General features: G+C 72.3%; 13 protein-coding genes and 1 pseudogene. 3 read left to right on the top strand and 11 right to left on the bottom strand.

The features are described from left to right. Nucleotides 1-5: 5 nt before the first annotated feature. Nucleotides 6-800 (bottom strand): annotated as a pseudogene (locus H8R17_RS12715) (class II aldolase/adducin family protein). Here H8R17_RS12715 and H8R17_RS12710 point away from each other — a divergent pair. Continuing rightward, nucleotides 736-1,194: a pyridoxamine 5'-phosphate oxidase family protein gene (locus H8R17_RS12710; protein WP_399476634.1), complete on the top strand. Its 459-nt coding sequence runs from the start codon at nucleotides 736-738 to the stop codon at nucleotides 1,192-1,194. The pseudogene H8R17_RS12715 and the gene H8R17_RS12710 sit on opposite strands and share 65 nt — an antisense overlap. Before the next feature lie 14 nt (nucleotides 1,195-1,208). Here the strand turns inward: H8R17_RS12710 and guaA are convergent, their stop codons facing one another. Beyond that, the gene (gene guaA / locus H8R17_RS12705; protein ID WP_187823270.1) at nucleotides 1,209-2,786 is read right to left on the bottom strand and encodes a glutamine-hydrolyzing GMP synthase; all 1,578 of its coding nucleotides are present in this window, start codon (nucleotides 2,784-2,786) and stop codon (nucleotides 1,209-1,211) included. A 280-nt stretch (nucleotides 2,787-3,066) separates the two neighbouring features. On the opposite strand from guaA, the gene H8R17_RS12700 reads away from it, so the two are divergent. Then, the gene (locus H8R17_RS12700) at nucleotides 3,067-3,375 is read left to right on the top strand and encodes a chorismate mutase (protein ID WP_187823269.1); all 309 of its coding nucleotides are present in this window, start codon (nucleotides 3,067-3,069) and stop codon (nucleotides 3,373-3,375) included. Between the two features lie 601 nt (nucleotides 3,376-3,976). On the opposite strand, the gene H8R17_RS48640 is transcribed toward H8R17_RS12700, so the two are convergent. Together H8R17_RS48640 and H8R17_RS48635 are read right to left on the bottom strand one after the other, a co-directional pair. Next, entirely contained in the window at nucleotides 3,977-4,375 is a 399-nt protein-coding gene (locus tag H8R17_RS48640) for a hypothetical protein (RefSeq protein WP_316959383.1), read from the bottom strand. Nucleotides 4,376-4,469: 94 nt separating this feature from the next. Next, a complete protein-coding gene (locus H8R17_RS48635; RefSeq protein ID WP_316959382.1) occupies nucleotides 4,470-5,153 on the bottom strand; it encodes a hypothetical protein in 684 nt (227 codons plus the stop codon). Nucleotides 5,154-5,424: 271 nt separating this feature from the next. On the opposite strand from H8R17_RS48635, the gene H8R17_RS12690 reads away from it, so the two are divergent. Next, complete coding sequence (locus H8R17_RS12690; protein ID WP_187823268.1) at nucleotides 5,425-6,435, top strand: LPXTG cell wall anchor domain-containing protein; 1,011 nt, start codon at nucleotides 5,425-5,427, stop codon at nucleotides 6,433-6,435. A gap of 120 nt (nucleotides 6,436-6,555) precedes the next feature. Here H8R17_RS12690 and H8R17_RS12685 read toward each other — a convergent pair whose 3' ends face one another. From H8R17_RS12685 to H8R17_RS12655, 7 genes are all read right to left on the bottom strand, one after another. Beyond that, on the bottom strand, nucleotides 6,556-8,343 hold the full coding sequence (locus tag H8R17_RS12685) for a GMC family oxidoreductase N-terminal domain-containing protein (protein ID WP_187823267.1): 1,788 nt from the start codon (nucleotides 8,341-8,343) through the stop codon (nucleotides 6,556-6,558). A 77-nt stretch (nucleotides 8,344-8,420) separates the two neighbouring features. Next, entirely contained in the window at nucleotides 8,421-10,034 is a 1,614-nt protein-coding gene (locus H8R17_RS12680; RefSeq protein ID WP_187823266.1) for a succinic semialdehyde dehydrogenase, read from the bottom strand. A 104-nt stretch (nucleotides 10,035-10,138) separates the two neighbouring features. Then, nucleotides 10,139-12,067: a serine/threonine-protein kinase gene (locus tag H8R17_RS12675; RefSeq protein ID WP_187823265.1), complete on the bottom strand. Its 1,929-nt coding sequence runs from the start codon at nucleotides 12,065-12,067 to the stop codon at nucleotides 10,139-10,141. A 109-nt stretch (nucleotides 12,068-12,176) separates the two neighbouring features. Beyond that, nucleotides 12,177-12,314: a hypothetical protein gene (locus H8R17_RS12670; RefSeq protein WP_187823264.1), complete on the bottom strand. Its 138-nt coding sequence runs from the start codon at nucleotides 12,312-12,314 to the stop codon at nucleotides 12,177-12,179. Between the two features lie 134 nt (nucleotides 12,315-12,448). Next, nucleotides 12,449-13,636 (bottom strand): serine/threonine-protein kinase, encoded by a 1,188-nt coding sequence (locus tag H8R17_RS12665; protein WP_187823263.1) that lies wholly within the window; start codon nucleotides 13,634-13,636, stop codon nucleotides 12,449-12,451. A 116-nt stretch (nucleotides 13,637-13,752) separates the two neighbouring features. Next, nucleotides 13,753-15,522 (bottom strand): serine/threonine-protein kinase, encoded by a 1,770-nt coding sequence (locus H8R17_RS12660; protein ID WP_187823262.1) that lies wholly within the window; start codon nucleotides 15,520-15,522, stop codon nucleotides 13,753-13,755. Nucleotides 15,523-15,652: 130 nt separating this feature from the next. Next, nucleotides 15,653-18,454, bottom strand: coding sequence for a protein kinase (locus tag H8R17_RS12655; RefSeq protein WP_187823261.1), 2,802 nt, complete (start codon nucleotides 18,452-18,454; stop codon nucleotides 15,653-15,655). Between the last annotated feature and the right edge of the window lie 160 nt (nucleotides 18,455-18,614).

Below are 18,614 nucleotides of genomic sequence, written 5' to 3'. Positions count from 1 at the left end.
CAGGCTCAGCTCAGCAGATCCGGCTCGCTCCGGCTGATGTCCTGCCACAGCGGCTGGTAGTTGATCCACGCGACGAGGTCCCCGCCGAGCTGCTCGCGCGTCGACACCGCCGCCCGGTGGTCGATCAGGACCGGACGCCCCGCCGCCCGCGCCGTCAGCTGCACCTGGCAGGACCGCTCCATCGACAGGAACCACCAGGCCGCCGCGTCCACCGAGTCCCCCACCGTCAGCAGCCCGTGGTTGCGCAGCACGAGCGCCTTGTGGGAGCCGAGTGCCCGCGCGATGCGCCGGCCCTCCTCCGCGTCGACGGTGACGCCGGTGTAGGCGTCGTACAGGGCGTGGTCCTCGTAGAAGGCGCAGCTCTCCTGGGTGATGGGTTACAGCAGCTCGCCGAGGGCGGCGAGGGCGCGGCCGTGCACGGAGTGGCAGTGGGCGACGGCGACGGCATCGGGGCGGGCTGCGTGCACCTGGGCGTGCACGGTGAACGCCGCCTGGTTGACGTGGTAGCGGCCGTCGACGACCTGGCCGTCGGCGTTGGCGAGCACGAGGTCGCTCACGGTGACATGCTTGAAGGGCATCCCGAACGGATTGACCCAGAAGCAGTCGCTGTACTCGGGGTCGCGCGCGGTGATGTGCCCCGAGACCCCGTCCTCGAATCCGTACCGCCCGAAGACCCGCAGCGCCCCCGCGAGCCGTTCCTTGCGGTGCCGGCGTTCGTCCTCGACCGACTCGTGCATGGGCGGCATCGCGAACCGCAACTGGTCGGTGGGCAGCGGGAGGGGCGGCGTGGGCCCGTGCATAGGTCCTCCAGCACTGGGTTCCTGTACGGGGCGGAAGTTACCGTCGGTGAGCCGAAATGGGCAGGGCTGTTTTGTAAAGATGAGGCGTACGGGGGTGCCGGACTCGCTCAAGGCCCTCGACCTGCGCCGCGACCCGCGCTTCGCGCTGCAGGCCAACCCGGGCGAGGGCACCGGCATGGTCGGCGGCGACGTCCGGATCAGCGGGCGGGCGATCGAGGTCGGGGATCCCGGGACGAAAGCCCGGTACACGCAGGAGGTGGAACCGCCGGAGCCGTTCCACCTGTTCCGCACCGAGCTGACCGAGATCGTCCGGACCTACGTCGAGGACGAGAAGTACCTCGTCGTCGAGGTCTGGAAGCCCGGCGAGCCCCTGCGCACGATCAAGCGCACATAGGGATCACAGCGGGCTCACTCCCACTCGATGGTCCCCGGCGGCTTGGACGTCACGTCGAGGACGACCCGGTTGACGTCGGCGACCTCGTTCGTGATCCGGGTGGAGATCCGGGCGAGAACGTCGTACGGCAGCCGCGACCAGTCGGCCGTCATCGCGTCCTCGCTCGACACCGGGCGCAGCACGATCGGGTGGCCGTAGGTGCGGCCGTCGCCCTGGACGCCGACGCTGTGGACGTCCGCGAGCAGCACCACGGGGCACTGCCAGATGTCGCGGTCGAGGCCGGCCGCCGTCAGCTCCTCGCGGGCGATGGCGTCGGCCTCGCGGAGCAGGTCGAGCCGCTCCTTGGTCACCTCGCCGACAATCCGGATGCCGAGGCCGGGCCCCGGGAAGGGCTGGCGCTGGACGATCTCGTCCGGCAGGCCGAGCTCCTGGCCGACCATGCGGACCTCGTCCTTGAAGAGCTTGCGCAGCGGCTCGATCAGCTGGAACTCGAGGTCCTCCGGCAGGCCGCCCACGTTGTGGTGGGATTTGATGTTGGCGGCACCGGTGCCGCCGCCGGACTCGACCACGTCCGGGTAGAGCGTGCCCTGCACCAGGAACTCGACCGCCGGGCCCTCGTCCGCGATGATCTCGGCCTGGGCCTGCTCGAAGACCCGGATGAACTCCCGGCCGATGATCTTCCGCTTCTCCTCGGGGTCCGAGACCCCCTTGAGGGCGGTGAGGAACCGCTCGCTGGCGTCCACGACCTTCAGCTGCACGCCGGTCGCGGCCACGAAGTCCTTCTCGACCTGCTCGGTCTCGCCCTTGCGCATCAGGCCGTGGTCGACGTACACGCAGGTCAGCTGGGAGCCGATGGCCTTCTGGACCAGGGCGGCGGCCACGGCGGAGTCCACGCCGCCGGACAGACCGCAGATCGCGCGCCTGTCGCCGACCTGTGCGCGGATCGCGGCGACCTGCTCATCGATGACGTTGCCGGTGGTCCAGTTCGGCGACAGCCCCGCGCCCCGGTAAAGGAAGTGCTCCAGCACCTGCTGGCCGTGCGTGGAGTGCATCACCTCGGGGTGGTACTGCACGCCGTACAGCTTCTTCTCGTCGTCCTCGAACGCGGCGACCGGGACGACGTCCGTGGAGGCCGTGACGGTGAAGCCCGCGGGCGCGGCGGAGCAGGCGTCGCCGTGCGACATCCACACGGCCTGCTCGGCCGGGGTGCCCTCGAAGAGGGTGGAGGACGCCTTGGAGACGTGCAGATCCGTACGGCCGTACTCGCGGGCGCCGGTGTTGTCCACGGTGCCGCCCAGGCTCTGGGCCATGAGCTGGAAGCCGTAGCACATGCCGAAGACGGGGACGCCGGCCTCGAAGAGGGCGCGGTCGACGGTCGGGGCGCCGGTCTCGTACACCGAGGAGGGGCCGCCGGAGAGGATGATCGCCGCCGGGTTCCTGGCGAGCATCTCCGCGACCGGCATGGTGCTCGGCACGATCTCGCTGTAGACCCGGGCCTCGCGGACGCGACGGGCGATGAGCTGGGCGTACTGCGCGCCGAAGTCGACGACCAGGACGGTGTCGGGGGCGGTGGCAGCGGGGGTCGATGACACGGGGTGCCTTGCCTTCCGGCGGTGGGGCGGGGGTCTGTGGTTACCGATTCTAACGGGGTCGTTCGGACCAGACGCCGCCGTGGCATACTGGCCCCCATGCACAAGCACCCGACCTTCGTCTTTACCTATGGCAACCGGCCCGCCGGCTGCCATGGTCGTGCTGCTTGAGCTACTGACAAGCGACTTCCCAGGCGCCCCGGGCCGACAAGGTCCGGGGCGCCTGATGCTTTCCGGATCCTGTCGTTTCGGGGCACCGCCACCGAGTGAGGACCCTGAGGCCATGACTGCCACCACCCCCGAGACGAAGACATCAGCTGCTACCGCTGCCGCCGCCCGTACCCCCGAGGCCGCCGATGTGATCACCGGCGCGCGGGAGCGCATCGACGCGCTCGACGATCGGATCATTGGTCTGATCCAGGAACGGATGGCCGTCTCGGCCGTGATCCAGGACGCGCGCATCGGCTCCGGCGGCCGACGCGTGAACCTCTCCCGCGAGATGGAGATCCTCGCCCACTACAGGGAGGCCCTGGGCAAGCCGGGCACAGCCCTCGCGATGACCCTGCTGGAGCTGTGCCGGGGCAAGATCTGAGTCCGTGCGCCCGGGGAATCCGCGTTCCCGGTACAGACGTACGCACCCCTTCTCACCCGTACGGTGCGTGACCGCCGGACGAGGCGCTTCGTTGGTCCCGGTGTCCGTGCCAGCCAGGGGCGGGCCCGAAAGAACCACGCGTGGCTCGCTGGAGCGATGAGGCGTACGGATCGTGCTGTGCGTCGTGGGACCTCGCTCCAGGAAGTGACCGGACGGCAGGGGACAGCAGCCCGGTCACCCAAGAGAACGGCCGGCTCCGGGGACGCCCGGGGCCGGCCGACGGTACACATCCAAATCTGGGTCAAACGGTTGCGGGGGCCGCGCCCATTCAGCACGATGCGTACAAAGACCAAGTCCCCTCGCAGACAACTTCATTGCCCTGCGTCGGCGTACCACCGGTTACCGCCAAAGGTTCAGACCATCCGCGCGCCCCATGGGCGCCGAGGCGCCGACCCGGGGCTTTCGAGACCAGCGGCGCAACCCCCCGGCGCCGCTTCCAGGCACCGGCGCTGCCCTGACGTCGGTGCTGACGAAGGAAGGGCCCCGCGGCCGAGCTCCCGCGGGGCCCTTCGCTCGTCTACGCCGTTCCGGTGCGCGCAGGTCAGGTGCGGGTCACCGTGCCGCACTCCCTTCCGGCGCCGGTCAGTTCCTTGCTGCGGTCGTACGGGTCCCGCTCCTCTCCCGTCGGCTGCCGGGCGGCGGACAGCTCGCTGTCGAACAGGGGGTGGATGAAGCCGTCGCCCTCCCGGCACAGGTCGTTGCCGATCTCGCTGTCGACGGCGACCAGCCACAGCCGCCCCTCGGTGACCTGGTACCTGGCGGGGTCCGGGACGTCCACCTCGACGACGCGGCGGATGATCGTGCGGGCCACCTCGTCACCGCCGGCGGCCCTGACCAGCGGGTACACGAAGGTGTAGTCGGCCTTGATCGTCACCCTTCCGGTGCCGCCGGCCCCGGCCTCGACCGTCGTCCGGCCCCGGACGCGGATGTCGTCGCCCACGAGTTCGACCTCGTCGCGGTCGAAGCGGGTGGAGGTCCATTTGGGGTCGTTCCCGGCCGTGGGCCGGCGCAGTGCGTCCCGCAGCTGGGACAGGTTACTCCTTCGCGAGCGGGTCGACGAGCGCCAGCGCCCGCTTCGGCTGGGCGCCGTACAGCACGTCGCGGTCGAGGTTCGAGGCGACCAGGAAATCCTTCGTGCGCCGCAGCGCCGCCTCGATCCGGGTGGCGGAGATCCCGCCGACGGCCTCGGCCTTCGGCAGCTCGATGGCCTGCTCGCCGGAGGCCCACTGCTCGGCCGGCGATCCGGCGAACGGCCGCTTGCGCGTGGGGATGTCGGCGGGGGCGGCGGACGGCGGAGCGGTCGGGGCGGCCTCCTCCGCGGGGAGCGGGGATGCGGCGGCGGGCTCGGGCTCCCCGGTGCCGAACGGGTCGCCGGGCAGCAGCGACGGCCGTACGGCCACGACGGCGACGGCGATGGCGACCGGCACACCGATCAGCGCCCACAGCCGGCGGCGCCGTGCGGCCCGCCCGTCCCTCTCCCGCCAGGCCGGGCCGGTGCGCCACCCCGGGGGCTGTTCGCCGCGTGCCTCCTGCTGCCGCAGCCGCTCGGTGACCAGGCGGGCCCGGGCGGACGGTTCCTTCGGGGCGGAGGAGCGTATGTCGCGCTCACTGTCCTGGATGAACTTCTCCCACACGTCGTCCGGTACGGACGAGGACGCGTCGGGGCCCGGCTCCGGCACGGGTTCCGGTCTGGCGTCCTCGGACGGCTTGTCGGCCACGGTGCTGTGCGCTCTCTCTCGGTCGGTCGTCGGACAGGCAGCTGAGCGTATGTCAGTGCCGGGCGGCGGCCGGGCCGGATGGACGCAGATGCACCCCCACCGAGGGCGTGATCCAGCTCACATAAGAATTTCGTGAAGGGCAGCACAACCATTCACAGCCTTCACTGATCAAACCTGCTGAATCAAGGGCCACACCCGCGCCCCCCACCGCGGAGGCCTCCCCCAAAGCCCGTGCCGCGACCGGCGGTACACCTGACTTTTCGAGGTCTTCATGAAGCTTCGCCGCGCCATGGCCGCTGCGGCCGCGACGGCAGTGATAGCCCCGTTGGCGCTGCTCTCGGCCCCGGCCGCATACGCCACCGCCGACGAGCCCTCCGCCACGCCGACGGCAACCTCGCCGGAGGAGACGAAGGTGCCGGAGACGCCTCCGACGCCGACCGACCCTCCGACGGAGACGAAGGAGCCGGAGACGCCTTCCACACCGACCGACCCTCCGACGGAGACGAAGGAGCCGGAGACGCCTCCCGCCCCGACCGAGACGCCGACCGCGACGGCGACCGCCCCGGAGCCGACCGCCTCCGAGCCGGAGGAGACGCAGGAGCCGGAGCCCGGGGAGCCGGGTGTCTGCAAGGACACCAAGGTCGACGTCAGCATCTCCGGCCTGCCCGGCAAGATCGAGGCGGGCAGCGGCTGGCACAAGTTCTCGCTGAACGTGCTCAACAACTCCGACTCCACGCTGAACGACCTCGACTTCTTCGCCGGGGCCTCCCCCGACAAGAACGGCGAGGAGCTGTTCACCAGCAAGCAGGTCAAGCTCCAGGCCTGGAACCCGGACGCCAAGACCTGGGAGAACCTGAACGAGGGCGGCTACGCGGTCGGTTACGTCGGTTACACCGACAAGCTCAAGCCCGACTACGAGGTCAACATCCCGCTGCGCCTCAACGTCGCGGCGTCCGCCCCGGTCGGCTCCGGCTTCTCGCTCGGCGCGACGATCTACGGCGACTCCGAGGGCGAGTGCACCGGCTTCGGTAGCGTCTCGTACAAGTTCCAGATCGTCTCCGCCGGTACGGACACGGACGGCACCAAGCCGCAGGAGGGCGGCAAGGCGCCGATCACGAACGAGAAGCCCAAGGCCAACACGCCGGAGGTCACCGGCAGCCTCGCCGAGACCGGATCCAGCTCCGCGCTGCCGACGATCGGCCTGGCCGGCGGTCTGGCCGTCGTGGCCGGTGCGGGTGCGATGTTCGTGGTGCGCCGTCGCAAGGCCGGTGCCGAGGCGTGACCCACGCCCGGTGAGCGCCGGTAAGGCGCGAGAGCCGTAAGGCTCACCGCAAGACAGGGAGAAGGACCTGCGCTCGGAGGGGGGTGCAGGTCCTTCTGCCTGTCTGCTGCTTCCCGTCTGCTACTTCTTCGACGGCGCCGTCGGCATCCCCAGGAACGGCAGGCGCAGTGCGCCGAAGGCGTTCGCCGGGACCGCCGGGGACTTCGGCTCGACCGGGTTCAGGCGTACGTACGCCGCACCCTGCGCCGGACGCGGGTCTGCCTCGCCCTTGTTCGGCCAGTACGACATCGCCCGCTCGGCCTGGGCCGTGATCGTCAGCGACGGGTTGACGCCCAGGTTCGCCGAGACGGCGGCGCCGTCGACGACCGAGATGCCGGGATGGCCGTAGAGGCGGTGGTACGGGTCGATCACGCCGGTGTCGCGGGAGGCGCCGATGGGGCAGCCGCCCAGGAAGTGGGCGGTGAGCGGGGTGCCCATCAACTCGCCGACGTTCGAGCCCGCGAAGCCGTTGATCTCCGCCGCCAGCGCCGACGCGCCCTCGACCGCCGCCCTGATCTGCTTGGGGTTGGGGGCGCCGTGGCCCTGGCGGGCGGTGAGCAGGCCGCGCCCGACGCCGGACGGTTTCAGGTACGTCGTCAGGGAGTTGTCCAGCGACTGCATGACCAGGCCGATGATGGTCTTCTCCGACCAGCGCCGGTTGGACAGGGAGCGCAGCACCAGCCAGGGGTGCCGGGCCGCGTGTGCCAGCCAGCCCAGGACGCGCCTGGATCCCGTGCCGCTCCCGGCGTACGGGACCTGGAGGATGGACAGGCCGCCCATCGAGTTGGAGCCCCTGCCGTAGCGGACCGGCTCGATGTGGGTGCTGTCGTCGGGGTGGATCGAGGACGTGATGGCGACGCCCCGCGTGAAGTCGACCCGCGGTTCCCCGGTGGCCTTGCGGTAGCGCCGGTTGTCGGTCTGCGCGCCGACCAGGGCCTCGGAGTTGGTGCGGGTCAGCTCGCCCAGCTTGTCGGAGATGTGGGGCAGTTGTCCGCCCGCCTTCATCCGGTGCAGCAGCGTCTGCGTGCCGTACGTGCCGGCGGCGAGGACCACCTGGCGGGCCCGGAAGACACGGCCCTTCGCGCGGCGCCGGCCGTCAGTGGGGAGCGTGGCGACCGCGTACCCGCCGCGCGAGTCGTCCGTGACCGACACGACCGTCGTCATCGGGTGGACCACCGCGCCGGCCTTCTCGGCGAGGTGGAGGTAGTTCTCGGTGAGCGTGTTCTTCGCGCCGTGGCGGCAGCCCGTCATGCACTCGCCGCACTCGGAACAGGCCCGGCGGGCCGGACCCGCGCCGCCGAAGTAGGGGTCCGCCACCTGCTCCCCCGGCTTGGCCTGCACCGCCCCGTCCGCGTCCTCGCCGTCGCCGAAGAAGACGCCGACCGGGGCCAGGTGGAAGGAGTCGCCGCAGCCCATCCGCTCGGCCGCCGCCTTCAGGTGCACGTCGGACGGGGTCATGGTCGGGTTGAGCCGTACGCCGAGCATGCGGCGCGCCTGGTCGTAGTACGGCCGCAGCTCCTCCTGCCAGTCGGTGATGTCCCGCCACTGCGGGTCGTCGAAGAAGGGCTTCGGCGGTACGTAGAGGGTGTTGGCGTAGTTGAGGGAGCCGCCGCCGACTCCGGCGCCGGCCAGGACCATGACGTTGCCCAGCAGGTGGATGCGCTGGATGCCGTACATGCCGAGTTTCGGTGCCCAGAGGTAGTTGTTCAGGTCCCAGGAGTTCTTGGGGAGCGTGTCGCGGGTGAAGCGGCGGCCGGCTTCCAGGACGGCGACGGTGTAGCCCTTCTCGGTGAGGCGCAGGGCGCTGACCGAGCCGCCGAAGCCTGAGCCGACGACGATGACGTCGTAGTCGTAGGCGTCCTGGGGCACGGGGTCTCCTCGTTGAGTTTCGCGTGCGGGCCGGCTGTGGTTGAGCGCGCAGTTCCCCGCGCCCCTTACGAGGTTGGCTAACGGAACCGGAAGGCCTTCATGAGCCGGAGGCTGCGGCTCATGAACTGGGCGTACTTCTCGTCGTCCATGCCCAGTGAGGGAGCCATCGGGAGCAGGCGTTGCTGGGCGACCGTCTGGGCCTCGGTGTACTTGAGGATGCCCTCGGAGCCGTGGCGGCGGCCGAGGCCGGAGTCCTTCATGCCGCCCATGGGCGACTGGACGCTGCCGTAGGCGGGTGCGTAGCCCTCGTTGACGTTGACCGTGCCGGTGCGCAGGCGGGCGGCGACGTCGCGGCCGCGGCGGGCGTCCCTCGTCCAGACCGAGGAGTTCAGGCCGTACGGCGTGGCGTTGGCGCGCTCGACCGCCTCGTCCTCGGACGAGAAGCGGTAGAGGGAGACGACCGGGCCGAAGGTCTCCTCCTCGCACACGGACATGGAGGGGTCGACGCCGTCGAGGATGGTGGGCTCGTAGAAGTACGGGCCGATGTCCGGGCGGGCCGTGCCGCCCGCGACGACCCGGGCGCCCTGCGCGACGGCCTCCTCCACGTGCCGCGCGACGGTCTCCAGCTGGCGTTCGCCGACGAGGGAGCCCATGTCGGCGCCGTAGGCCAGGGACGTGCCGAGCCGCATCGCCTTCGTGCGGGCGGCGAAGCGCTCCAGGAAGACGTCCGCGATCGACTCGTGGACGTACAGCCGCTCGACGGAGATGCACAGCTGGCCGGCGGAGGAGAAGCAGGCGCGGACAGCGCCCGCCGCCGCCTTCTCGATGTCGGCGTCCTCGAGGACCAGCATGGCGTTCTTGCCGCCGAGTTCGAGGGAGACCCCGACCAGGCGGGCGGCGGCGCCCTGCGCGACCTCGCGGCCGGTGCGGGTGGAGCCGGTGAAGGAGACGTAGTCGGCATGCCGGACGACCTCGGGGCCGACGACCGGGCCGTCGCCGAGGACGACCTGGAAGACCTCGGCGGGCAGCCCGGCCTCGACCAGCAGGTCACGCGCCCACAGAGCGGTCAGGCAGGTCTCGGTGTCCGGCTTCATCACCACGGCGTTGCCCGCGACGAACGCGGGCAGCGCGTCGCCGACGGACAGCTCCAGCGGGTAGTTCCAGGGAGCGATCTGGCCGATCACGCCCCGCGGGTGGCGCAGTTCGGTGACCTTCGTCAGAACCGGTACGGCGCCGGTGTGCCGCTTGGGCCGCAGATAGAAGCCCGCCTTCCTGCCGTAGTGACGGGAGGCGACCGCGACGGCCTGCACCTCCTCGTGGGCGTGCAGCCGGGCCTTGCCGGTCTCCAGCTGGATCAGGTCGAGCACCTCGGCCTGGCGCTCCAGCACCAGGTCGTGGAAGCGGAGCAGGACGGCCGCGCGCTGCCGTACCGGAGTCTGCGCCCAGACGGCCTGGGCGGCACGCGCTGCCCGGTAGGCCTCCTGTACGTCCTCGGGTGTCGACTCGGGGAGGTCGGCCAGCTTCTCGCCGGTGAAGGGGGTGTGGTTGGCGGTCCGACCGGAGCCGACAACTCCCTTGGTGAGCTGGGCGATCAGCTCGGGAGTCACCACGTCGGCGGCAGTGCGGGCGCCCTCCGGAGCGGGGGCGAGAGGATTGGTGCCGGTCTCTTCCGGGGCCTGCGCGTCCGTCATGAGCCGCAGGGTATGCCGCCACGAAGGCTTTGTGTACCCGTCGGTAATAGGGATTCACCGACTGCTCACACGCTGCCAGCGATCGCTGGCAACAAACGCCCTGATCAGGGCGTTGTGGGGCGCGGGTCGGCGGCGGTCCGGCCGGTTCCGATCTCGAGCCGGTCACGGGCGCCGTGGAACACCGCCGTGCCCTGTTTCTCCTCCGGCGTGCCCTTGGGCATGTCGACGCGCAGGGCGTACATACGGCCGTCGTCGGTGCGGATCACCAACTCCAGGACGCGGACCGGGCTCCGCGCCGGGCCGAACGTGGAGTCGGCGAGCACGGCCTCGTGGCCCTGGACGCTGGTGCCGGTGAACTGCGTCCGCACGTCGTCGTGATGGGGGTACCGGTCCCGGCCGTCGCGCACCTGCCGCGCCTGCGCCATCGGGGAACGGGGCGCCCTGTCCCACTGGGTGAGGCGGACGTGGATGCGGACGTTCTCGTATGTCACGATCCGGGGCTGTTTGTCTGGGTCGTGCGGGGCGGTGGAGCGCTGGTAGTCGGCGGGGAGGGCGAGAACGGCCTTCATGTCCGGGACACGGTGGGGGGTCCAGGCGGTGGGGGTGCCGGGTGGGGTGGCCGGGGTGGTGGCGGTCTCTTCGGAGGCGGCGCCGCTGCCGATGCCGCCACGGGAGGCGGCGAAGCATGTGCCGGCCAGGAGGAGGAGAGCGCCGAAGAGGGCCAGGGGAGCGGGGCGGAGGAGGCGGGAGTGGGGGTGGCGGTGGGTGTGGGAGTGGGAGTCGGAGTGGGGGGAGGGTGGGTTCGGGGGCTCGGGGGGTTCGGTTTCGGTTGGCGGTATGGCTTGGGGGGCGGCCGAGGTCACGTTGGGTTCGGCTTCGTTGACCACGGCTTCGCTGACTGCGACGAACTCGCGCATCCGGGACAGGCTCTGCGCAGCCGTCGGCTTCCCTGCCGAGGTTTCCGGCGTTGCCTGTACGGCTGCTCCGGCCACTGCTCCCAGCGCCTCGGCGACCTCGTCGGCGTCCGGCCGCTCCTCGGGGTCCTGCGCCAACAGCCGTACGATCAGCGGTCCGAGCGGGCCTGCCTGGGTCGGGGCGGGCGGATCGGCGGCCAGGATCGCGGCGAGCGTGGCCTCCGGCGTCGTACGGTGGAACGGGAGCCGGCCCTCGACGGCGGCGTACAGCAGGACGCCCAGGGACCACAGGTCGGAGGCGGGACCGCTACCGCGTCCGGACATCCGCTCGGGGGCGGTGAAGTCCAGCGAGCCGGTGAACTCACCGTTGGCGAGGCGGGATTCTTCGTCGGCGGCGCCGAATTCACCGTCATCGGCGGGGAATCCGCTGTTGACGGCGCCGGATTTCTCGCCGGAGGCACCGGATTCACCGCTGGAGGTACCTGACTCCCCGTCGGCGGTACCGGATGCCCCGCCGGAAGCGCCGTACTGCCCACCAGCAGCGTCGACTCCTCCACCACCAGCGTCGGCTTCCCCACCCCCCGTTCCCGATTCCTCCCCCTGCACATACGCGATCCCGAAGTCCGTGAGGACGACCCGCCCGTGCGTGCCGAGCAGGACGTTGCCCGGTTTCAGGTCGCGGTGCACGATACCGACGGCGTGGGCGGCGCGCAGGGCACCGAGGACGGCGAGGCCGACGCGGGCGGCCTCGGGCGCGGGCACCGGTCCGCGGCCGAGGACCTCGCGGAGGGACTCGCCACGGATCAGCTCCATGACGATCCAGGGGCTGTGGTCCGGTCCGTCCTCGTCGACGACCACGTCGTGGATGGTGACGGCGGCCGGATGGTCGACGCGCGCGGCGGCGCGGGCCTCGCGGTGGAGCCGGCCCGCGGCCCGCCGGTGGTCCTCGTCCTCCGGGGCACCAAGCAACCATGGCTGCTTGACGGCGACTTCGCGGTCCATGAACTTGTCGAGCGCCCGCCACACGGTGCCCGTCCCGCCCGAGCCGATGCGCTCGATCAGCCGGTAGCGCCCGGCGACCAGTCGGCCGTCGCGCTGATGCTCGCCGCCGTCACTCATGCCCCATGCCTACCGTGCGGAACAGCCTCTTGTCGACGCGGGCGGCGGCGAGGGCCAGGCAGGCGACCAGGCGACACGGGACGCCACCGCGCCGGTGGGTGACGCCGGTTCAGAGCTTGTCGAGCTCCAGGTTGGCGATCGCCGCGCTCGCCACCTCGCGCGGCACCCGCGTCGGCGGATTCGGTGGTTGCAGACCGAAACTCGTTGGCTCGTCAGCCCCGTAGCGGGCTCCCCCCTTGCTGCTCATGCGTCCATCCATATCGCGCCAACACATGCGCATCCACTGCGAAAGCGCGGCGGTCACCGAGCCGTGACGTGCGGCGGGGCTTATCTCCCATTTATGCCTGTAGGAACGACCGTGTGTCGTTGGCCGTACGTACGTCAGCGCCGCGTGGGCGAGACAGGCGGCGTGGGGCTGCTGGGCGTGCTGCTGGGCGACTGCGACTGCGACTGCGACTGCGACGGTGACGGTGACGACGGTGATGAAGAGGGCGAGGGCGACGAGGACGGGGCCGTGGGCGACACGTGCACGGACGTCTCCGCCGACGGGCTCCTCGGCGCGCCGCCCCCGTTGCCGTCCCTGTCCAGGAGCAGGGCAGCCCCGGACACTCCCGCTCCGGCCATGGCGGCGACCACGACCGCGGCCATGAGGGCGCCGCGGCGGGAGTGCGGTGGCCACAAGGGGGCCTCCTGCCGGTCCGGGGCACCGCCGACCGGTCGCCTCAGCGCCCGGCCCGTGTCGAGGTACTCACGCAGCATCAGCTCCGCCCGCTCCGCGTCCAGCCGCAGGTCCGGATCCCGGTCCAGCAGGCCCTGGACGACGGGGAGGATCGGCGCGGCCTGCGCGGGCGGCCGTATCTCGCCCTCGACCACCGCGTGCATGATTCCGCCCAACGAGTCCCGGTGGAACGGCGATTCGCCGCTGAGGGCCGCGCACAGCAGCGCGCCCAGCGACCACAGGTCGGAGGCGAGGCCGGTCCGGGCGCCGGACATCCGCTCGGGCGCGGTGTACTCGGGCGAGCCGACGAAGGAGCCGCTCTCGGTGAGCGTGGTGGCCCCGGAGACCTGTGCGATGCCGAAGTCGGTGAGCACGACCCGGCCGGTACCTTCCTCGATGAGCACGTTGGCGGGCTTGAGGTCGCGGTGCAGGATGCCGGCCGCGTGGGCGGTGCGCAGCGCGCCGAGCAGGGAGATGCCGATACGGGCGGCCTCGGCGGCGTCCACCGGGCCGTGCGCGGCGATGCGCTCGGCGAGCGAGCCGCCGTCGACCAGCTCCATGACGATGTACGGGCGTTCGTCGGCCTCGTCCACCACGACGTCGTGGACGGCGCTGATGTGCGGGTGCTGCAACCGGGCGAGCGCGCGTGCCTCGCGCAGGGTGCGGTCGCGCTGCCGCCGGAACTCGTCCGCGGATAGGGTGTCGTCGAAGGAGAGCTCCTTGACGGCCACATGACGGCCGAGCAGCTGGTCGGTGGCCCGCCATACGACGCCCATGCCGCCGCTGCCGAGCCTCGCCTCCAGCCGGTAACGGCCCCCGATGACCCGCCCGCCTGCCCCCTCGGTCCCCATGCGCCCCATCATGCATCAGCGGAGGCGCCGACTCCGGGACGGCGACGAGCGGGTGGCCGAGACCTGACGTCGCCACAGGCTTGGTGGACGTCACCTCAGCGGTCGTGAATCCGCCGTCAGGGCCTCTTCTCCTGCCAGCCCTGCAACACGGAAGTGAACTGCTTGCGGATCCTCGGCCAGTCCTTCACCGGCCCGGACATATAGATGGCGTACTCCGTGCCGTCCCGGGCGACGTACGTCTCCTCGACGGCGCGGCGCGGACCGGGGAACGGGGTGTCCGTGGCCCGTGCGGTCCACGTGTACTCCCACAGGGAGCCGTTGCGGTCGCGGTAGAGGTTCTTGCGCAGGGTCACCCGCTGGTAGTCGACCAACCGCTGGATCTGCTGCTCCAGGTCGAGTTGGTGCGCGTGCGGGTCGGCGAAGTCCGGGGTGAGGTCCACCGCGATGCGGACGAAGTGCCGGCCGCCGTCGGGGGTGTAGTCGACCTGTTTCATGCCGCTCCGGTTCTGGAAGAGCTCCCGCTTCCAGCCCTTGGGCAGGTAGAGGCTGAAACCCGCCGGGTCGTCACGGCGGACCCAGGACGCCGGAACCCCGCCCTCCGGACCCTGCGACGTACTGGGCGGGGAACTCGGCGGCGCGGTGACACCGTTGTCCGTACGCCGGCCCTCCGCCCACTCCTGCAGGACGACCGCCGTGCCCCCGCCGACGAGCGCGGCGAGCACGACGACGAGCGCGAGCGTGCGCAGCCGACGCCGCCGGGGGCGTTCGGGGGTAGCGCCGATGCCGTAAGGCAGCCCGCCCACGTCCGCCGGACCGACGGTCGTCGGCCCGGTCACCGGCGGGTACGGCGTGGACGACGCGGTGGCCGGGCCGGTGTGGTGGCCGGAAATGCCGGTGTGGTGGCCGGGGCCCGAATACGCCGTACCGCCGGTGTAGGTCGTACCGCTGTGGCCGGCCTGGTGGTGGTTGTCGTGACGCTGGTTGGCGTGATGCTGGTGAGCCTGATAGGCGCCCCCGGCCCCGCTCCCACCGCCGTACTGCGTCGGCACATACGCCTGCGCCGCCTGCGGTCGCCGTCCCTCCGCCGCCTCGGCGAGCATGTGCTCGGTCTCGGCCGCGGTGGGCCGGGTGGCCGGATCCTTGCGCAGCAGCGCGCTGATGACGGGCGCGAGCGAACCGGCGTAGTGCGGCTCGGTCGCCTCCTCCTCGACCACCGCCTGCATAATGCCCAGCGGCGAGGTGCGCCGGAACGGCGACCGGCCCTCCACCGCCGTGTACAGCGTGGCGCCCAGCGCCCACAGGTCGGAGGCGGCGCCCGGGTCGTGGCCGCGGACGCGCTCGGGTGCGAGGTACTCGACCGAGCCGACGACCTCGCCGGTGCGCGTGATGGTGGTGTCGCCCTCGATCTGCGCGATGCCGAAGTCGGTGAGCAGCACGCGCCCGTCGTCGGCGATCAGGACGTTGCCGGGTTTGACGTCGCGGTGCAGGACACCGGCGGTGTGCGCGGCCCGCAGCGCGCGCAGCACCCACAGGCCGATACGGGCCGCCTCCCGCGGCTCCACCCGCTCCCGCTCCTTGACCGCGTCGGCCAGCGAGCAGCCCGCGACCAGCTCCATGACGATCCACGGCCGGCCGTCGTGTTCGAGTACGTCGTGCACGGTGACGACCGCGGAGTGGTTGATCCGCGCGGCCGCGCGCGCCTCCGCCCGGGTGCGCGCCAGCAGCACGGCCTGGTCGCTCTCGGACACGTAGAGCGCGGCGGTCAGCTCCTTGATGGCGACCGCCCGGTTCAGCACCTCGTCGTGCGCCCGCCACACGCGGCCCATGCCGCCGCTTCCGATGGCGTCGCCGAGCCGATAGCGGCCCGCGAGGAGCAGGCCCTGCATCTGATTCACGTTGCCCCGCAATGCTCTTGACAGGGTCAGCGTAAGGACCGGTCCGGACCAAGGGAACCAGCGGGGTCCCAAGGAGACCGCACTGTGACGGTTGTTGTGTTCAACCGGTGAACCGCCGTGTTCAGCCGGTGAACTGGTAGGTCGCCGACGCCTGCTCGTACACCCGTGTCACCTGGTCCCGCTCGGACTCCGGGCCGCGCACCTGCACCACGTGGTAGCGCCCGCCGACGAGTATCGCGAGGTTGCGCACGTACAGGTCGCCCCCGTCGGTGCCGGTCCAGGTGAACTGTCCCTCGGCCATGGTCCGTCCCCCCACCTCTATCCGCCGCAGCCCGGTGGAGGTGGCCCAACTGGAGGCGCGGTACGGCTGCAGCTCGCGCTCGTCGTCCCGCTGATAGGCCATCGGATCGCTGCCGTACTCGGTCGCGCTGTCCCGGCCCGGTACGACGATGAGCTCGAAGTCGCCGCGCGTGTACACGACCTGGCCGCTGCCGTTCTTCGGCGTGCGGTTCCAGCCTTCGGCGACGGCGACCTGGAAGCCCTCCGGGTCCTTGCGCAGGGCGAAGCCGTCGGGGATCTCGGGGCCGGTGGTCTGCGGTTCGGTGGAACCGGCGTCCGCGGGCTTGTCGTCCGCGCCGGACTCCGGCGAGGTCTGCTCGGGGCGGGGCTCGCTGCTGGCCTCCGGCGACTTCTCGGGTGCCTGTCCGGCCTGGCCGGCGGAGCCGGTGCGGTCCGGGGCCGCCGCGTCCGCGCCAGTCGTCTCGGTCTTCGGCATGAACAGCATGGCGTACGCGACCGCCACGGCCATCGCCAGCAGTATCAGCAGGAGGAGCGTACGGCCGAGCCGGCGCGGTGACTTCGCCTCCTGCCGTTTGTGGCGGCCGTGGTGCACGGGCAGCCCGGCGCGCCGCCTGCGCATCAGCTCGCCCCGGCGCCGTACGACGGGCAGCCGGCTCGCGTCGGGGGGCGGGGCCGGGACGACGTTCAGCCCGGCGTCCGGCTCGGGCGCCGAGCGCACCAGCGAGCGCAGCCAGCCGCTCAGCTCCTCGAAGTCGATGCGCTCGGTGGGATCCTGACGCAGCAGCGACTCCACGACCGGCCTGAGCGGCCCGCACTCCTCGGCGAAGGCCGGCGGCTCGGCACACACCATCTGCACCAGCTCGGCCGTCGACTCCTCCGGGTACGGCGCATGCCCCTGTACGGCGCGGAAGAGCAGCGCGCCCAGCGCCCACAGGTCGGTCGCGGGGCCGATCGGCGGGGCCAGCTGCCAGTTCTCGTGCACGGGTCCGGCCTGCTCCGGCGCCCACCGCTCGGTCACCGGCCCCACCACGGCCATCCGCGCCTGCCGGGCCCGCTCGGCGGCCAGCGCGGTGGTGGGACCGCGGCGCGGCGGCGGGGTACCGGCGGCCGGGTCGTCCCAGCGGCTCGGAGGCGGGGCCGGGTCGGCGGACTCGATGCCGGGGCGCGCCGGGGCGGGGATCCCGAAGGTGCCGTCGGGCGGCGCGTGGCCCGGGGTGCCGGCGGAGACGTAGGGACCGGGCAGGGCGTGCGGTGGGGGAGTGATGCCGGCGGGGTGTGCGGGGGTCGTACCGGGCGGTGTCGTACGGCCGTCGTCGCCGACTCCGGGCGGGAGCGCCGTACGGCCCTGCTCGCCGGGGGTGTCGTCTCCGGCCGGCGGGAGGTCACCGCCGGTGCGGGGCGTGGCGCCGTGCCAGGAGACGGGGCCGGGGCGCACGTCGTAGGGGTCGGCGTTCTGGCCCGGAGAGACGGGCGTCGTGCCGTGCGGCGGCTGGGCCGAGCCGTTGTGGGATGCGGGGCCGCCGTCGGGGGCGGGGCGTGCACTGGGCAGGGCCGCCCGCCCGTTCTGCTGGGCGTCCTGGACCCGGGCCGCGGCCCGTGCGCCCGCGCGGTACGCGGCGATCGCCCCGGCCCGCGCCGCGCGGATGTCCCCGCCGGAGTCGAGGGCCCTGGGGGCCTCCGGCGCCGAGGGCCCGTTGGCGTCCGGCCCGGCCTCGGGCAGCCCTCCGGCCGCACGCGCCTCGATGGCAGCCCGCCGGGCGGCCTCGGGATCGGCGAACCCGCCCGGCCCGCCGCCGACACCATGGGGAGCTCCCGTGCTCTCTCCGCCGCCGTGCCCGTCCCGGCCGCCGCCGAGGGCACCACCGGGCCCGCCGAACCCACCAGGACCGGGCGAGCCACCGGGGCTGCCGGGACCGCCCGGCGCTCCAGGTCCGCCCAGGGCCCCGGGTCCGCCGGAGTCCCGCTGCTCCACGAACCTCTCGGCCCCGGTGTCCGCCTCACCCTCCGGAGCCGGCACCGGGTCGTACCCGCACAGCGCCTCCTCCGCCGCCCCGACCGCCAGGCCGGTCAGCATGACCCGGCCGTCGTCGCAGACGAGGACCGTGCGCGCGGTGATGTTCCGGTGCACCCAGCCGTGGGCGTGCAGCACGCGCAGCGCCATGAGGACGTCGGAGGCGATCTCGGCCGCCCGGTACGGCGTCAGCGGCTTCTCGGTGAGCAGCGCCGCCAGCGGCCGCGCGGCCACCAGCTCACTGACGATCCACAGCGAACCGCCCTCCGCGAACACGTCGAAGACCTGGTCGAGCCGCGGATGGTCGGGGATGTGGGCCGCGGTCTGCGCGGCCTCGACGGCCCGCCGGACGACCGGGTCGGTGGGCCGCCGCGTGCCCGCACGCCCCGACGGGCGCCGGGGCCCGCCGTCCCGCGCGGTGAAGCCGTCGGGCAGCCCCTCGGCGTCGAGCACCTCCGCCTCGACGACCTCCGGCAAGGGCACCTGCCTGACCAGGACTTCCTGCCCGCTGTAGGTGTCGAACGCCCGGGTCTCGGTCAGTTCGTACTCGTCGGACGGCGGCAGCGGCAGGCGGTAGCGGTCGGCGAGTACCCGTCCCGCATAGTCGTCCACGTTGCCTCCCCCGGCAGCCCGGTCGGTCAATTCCGTTAGCCCCGTGTCCCGTTCCGCGTACGGACCTGGATGCGTGCGGTCCGCAAGCACTCACGATACGTGCCGGAGGCAACCCGCAAAGTGGGGATGCCAGATCTCCCTACCCAGTCCGAAACCGCAT

The sequence above is a fragment of the Streptomyces sp. TRM68367 genome (assembly GCF_014495685.1).
In the GTDB taxonomy this organism is placed as follows: Bacteria; Actinomycetota; Actinomycetes; order Streptomycetales; family Streptomycetaceae; genus Streptomyces.
This window is presented reverse-complemented; position numbering and strand designations above follow the sequence as displayed.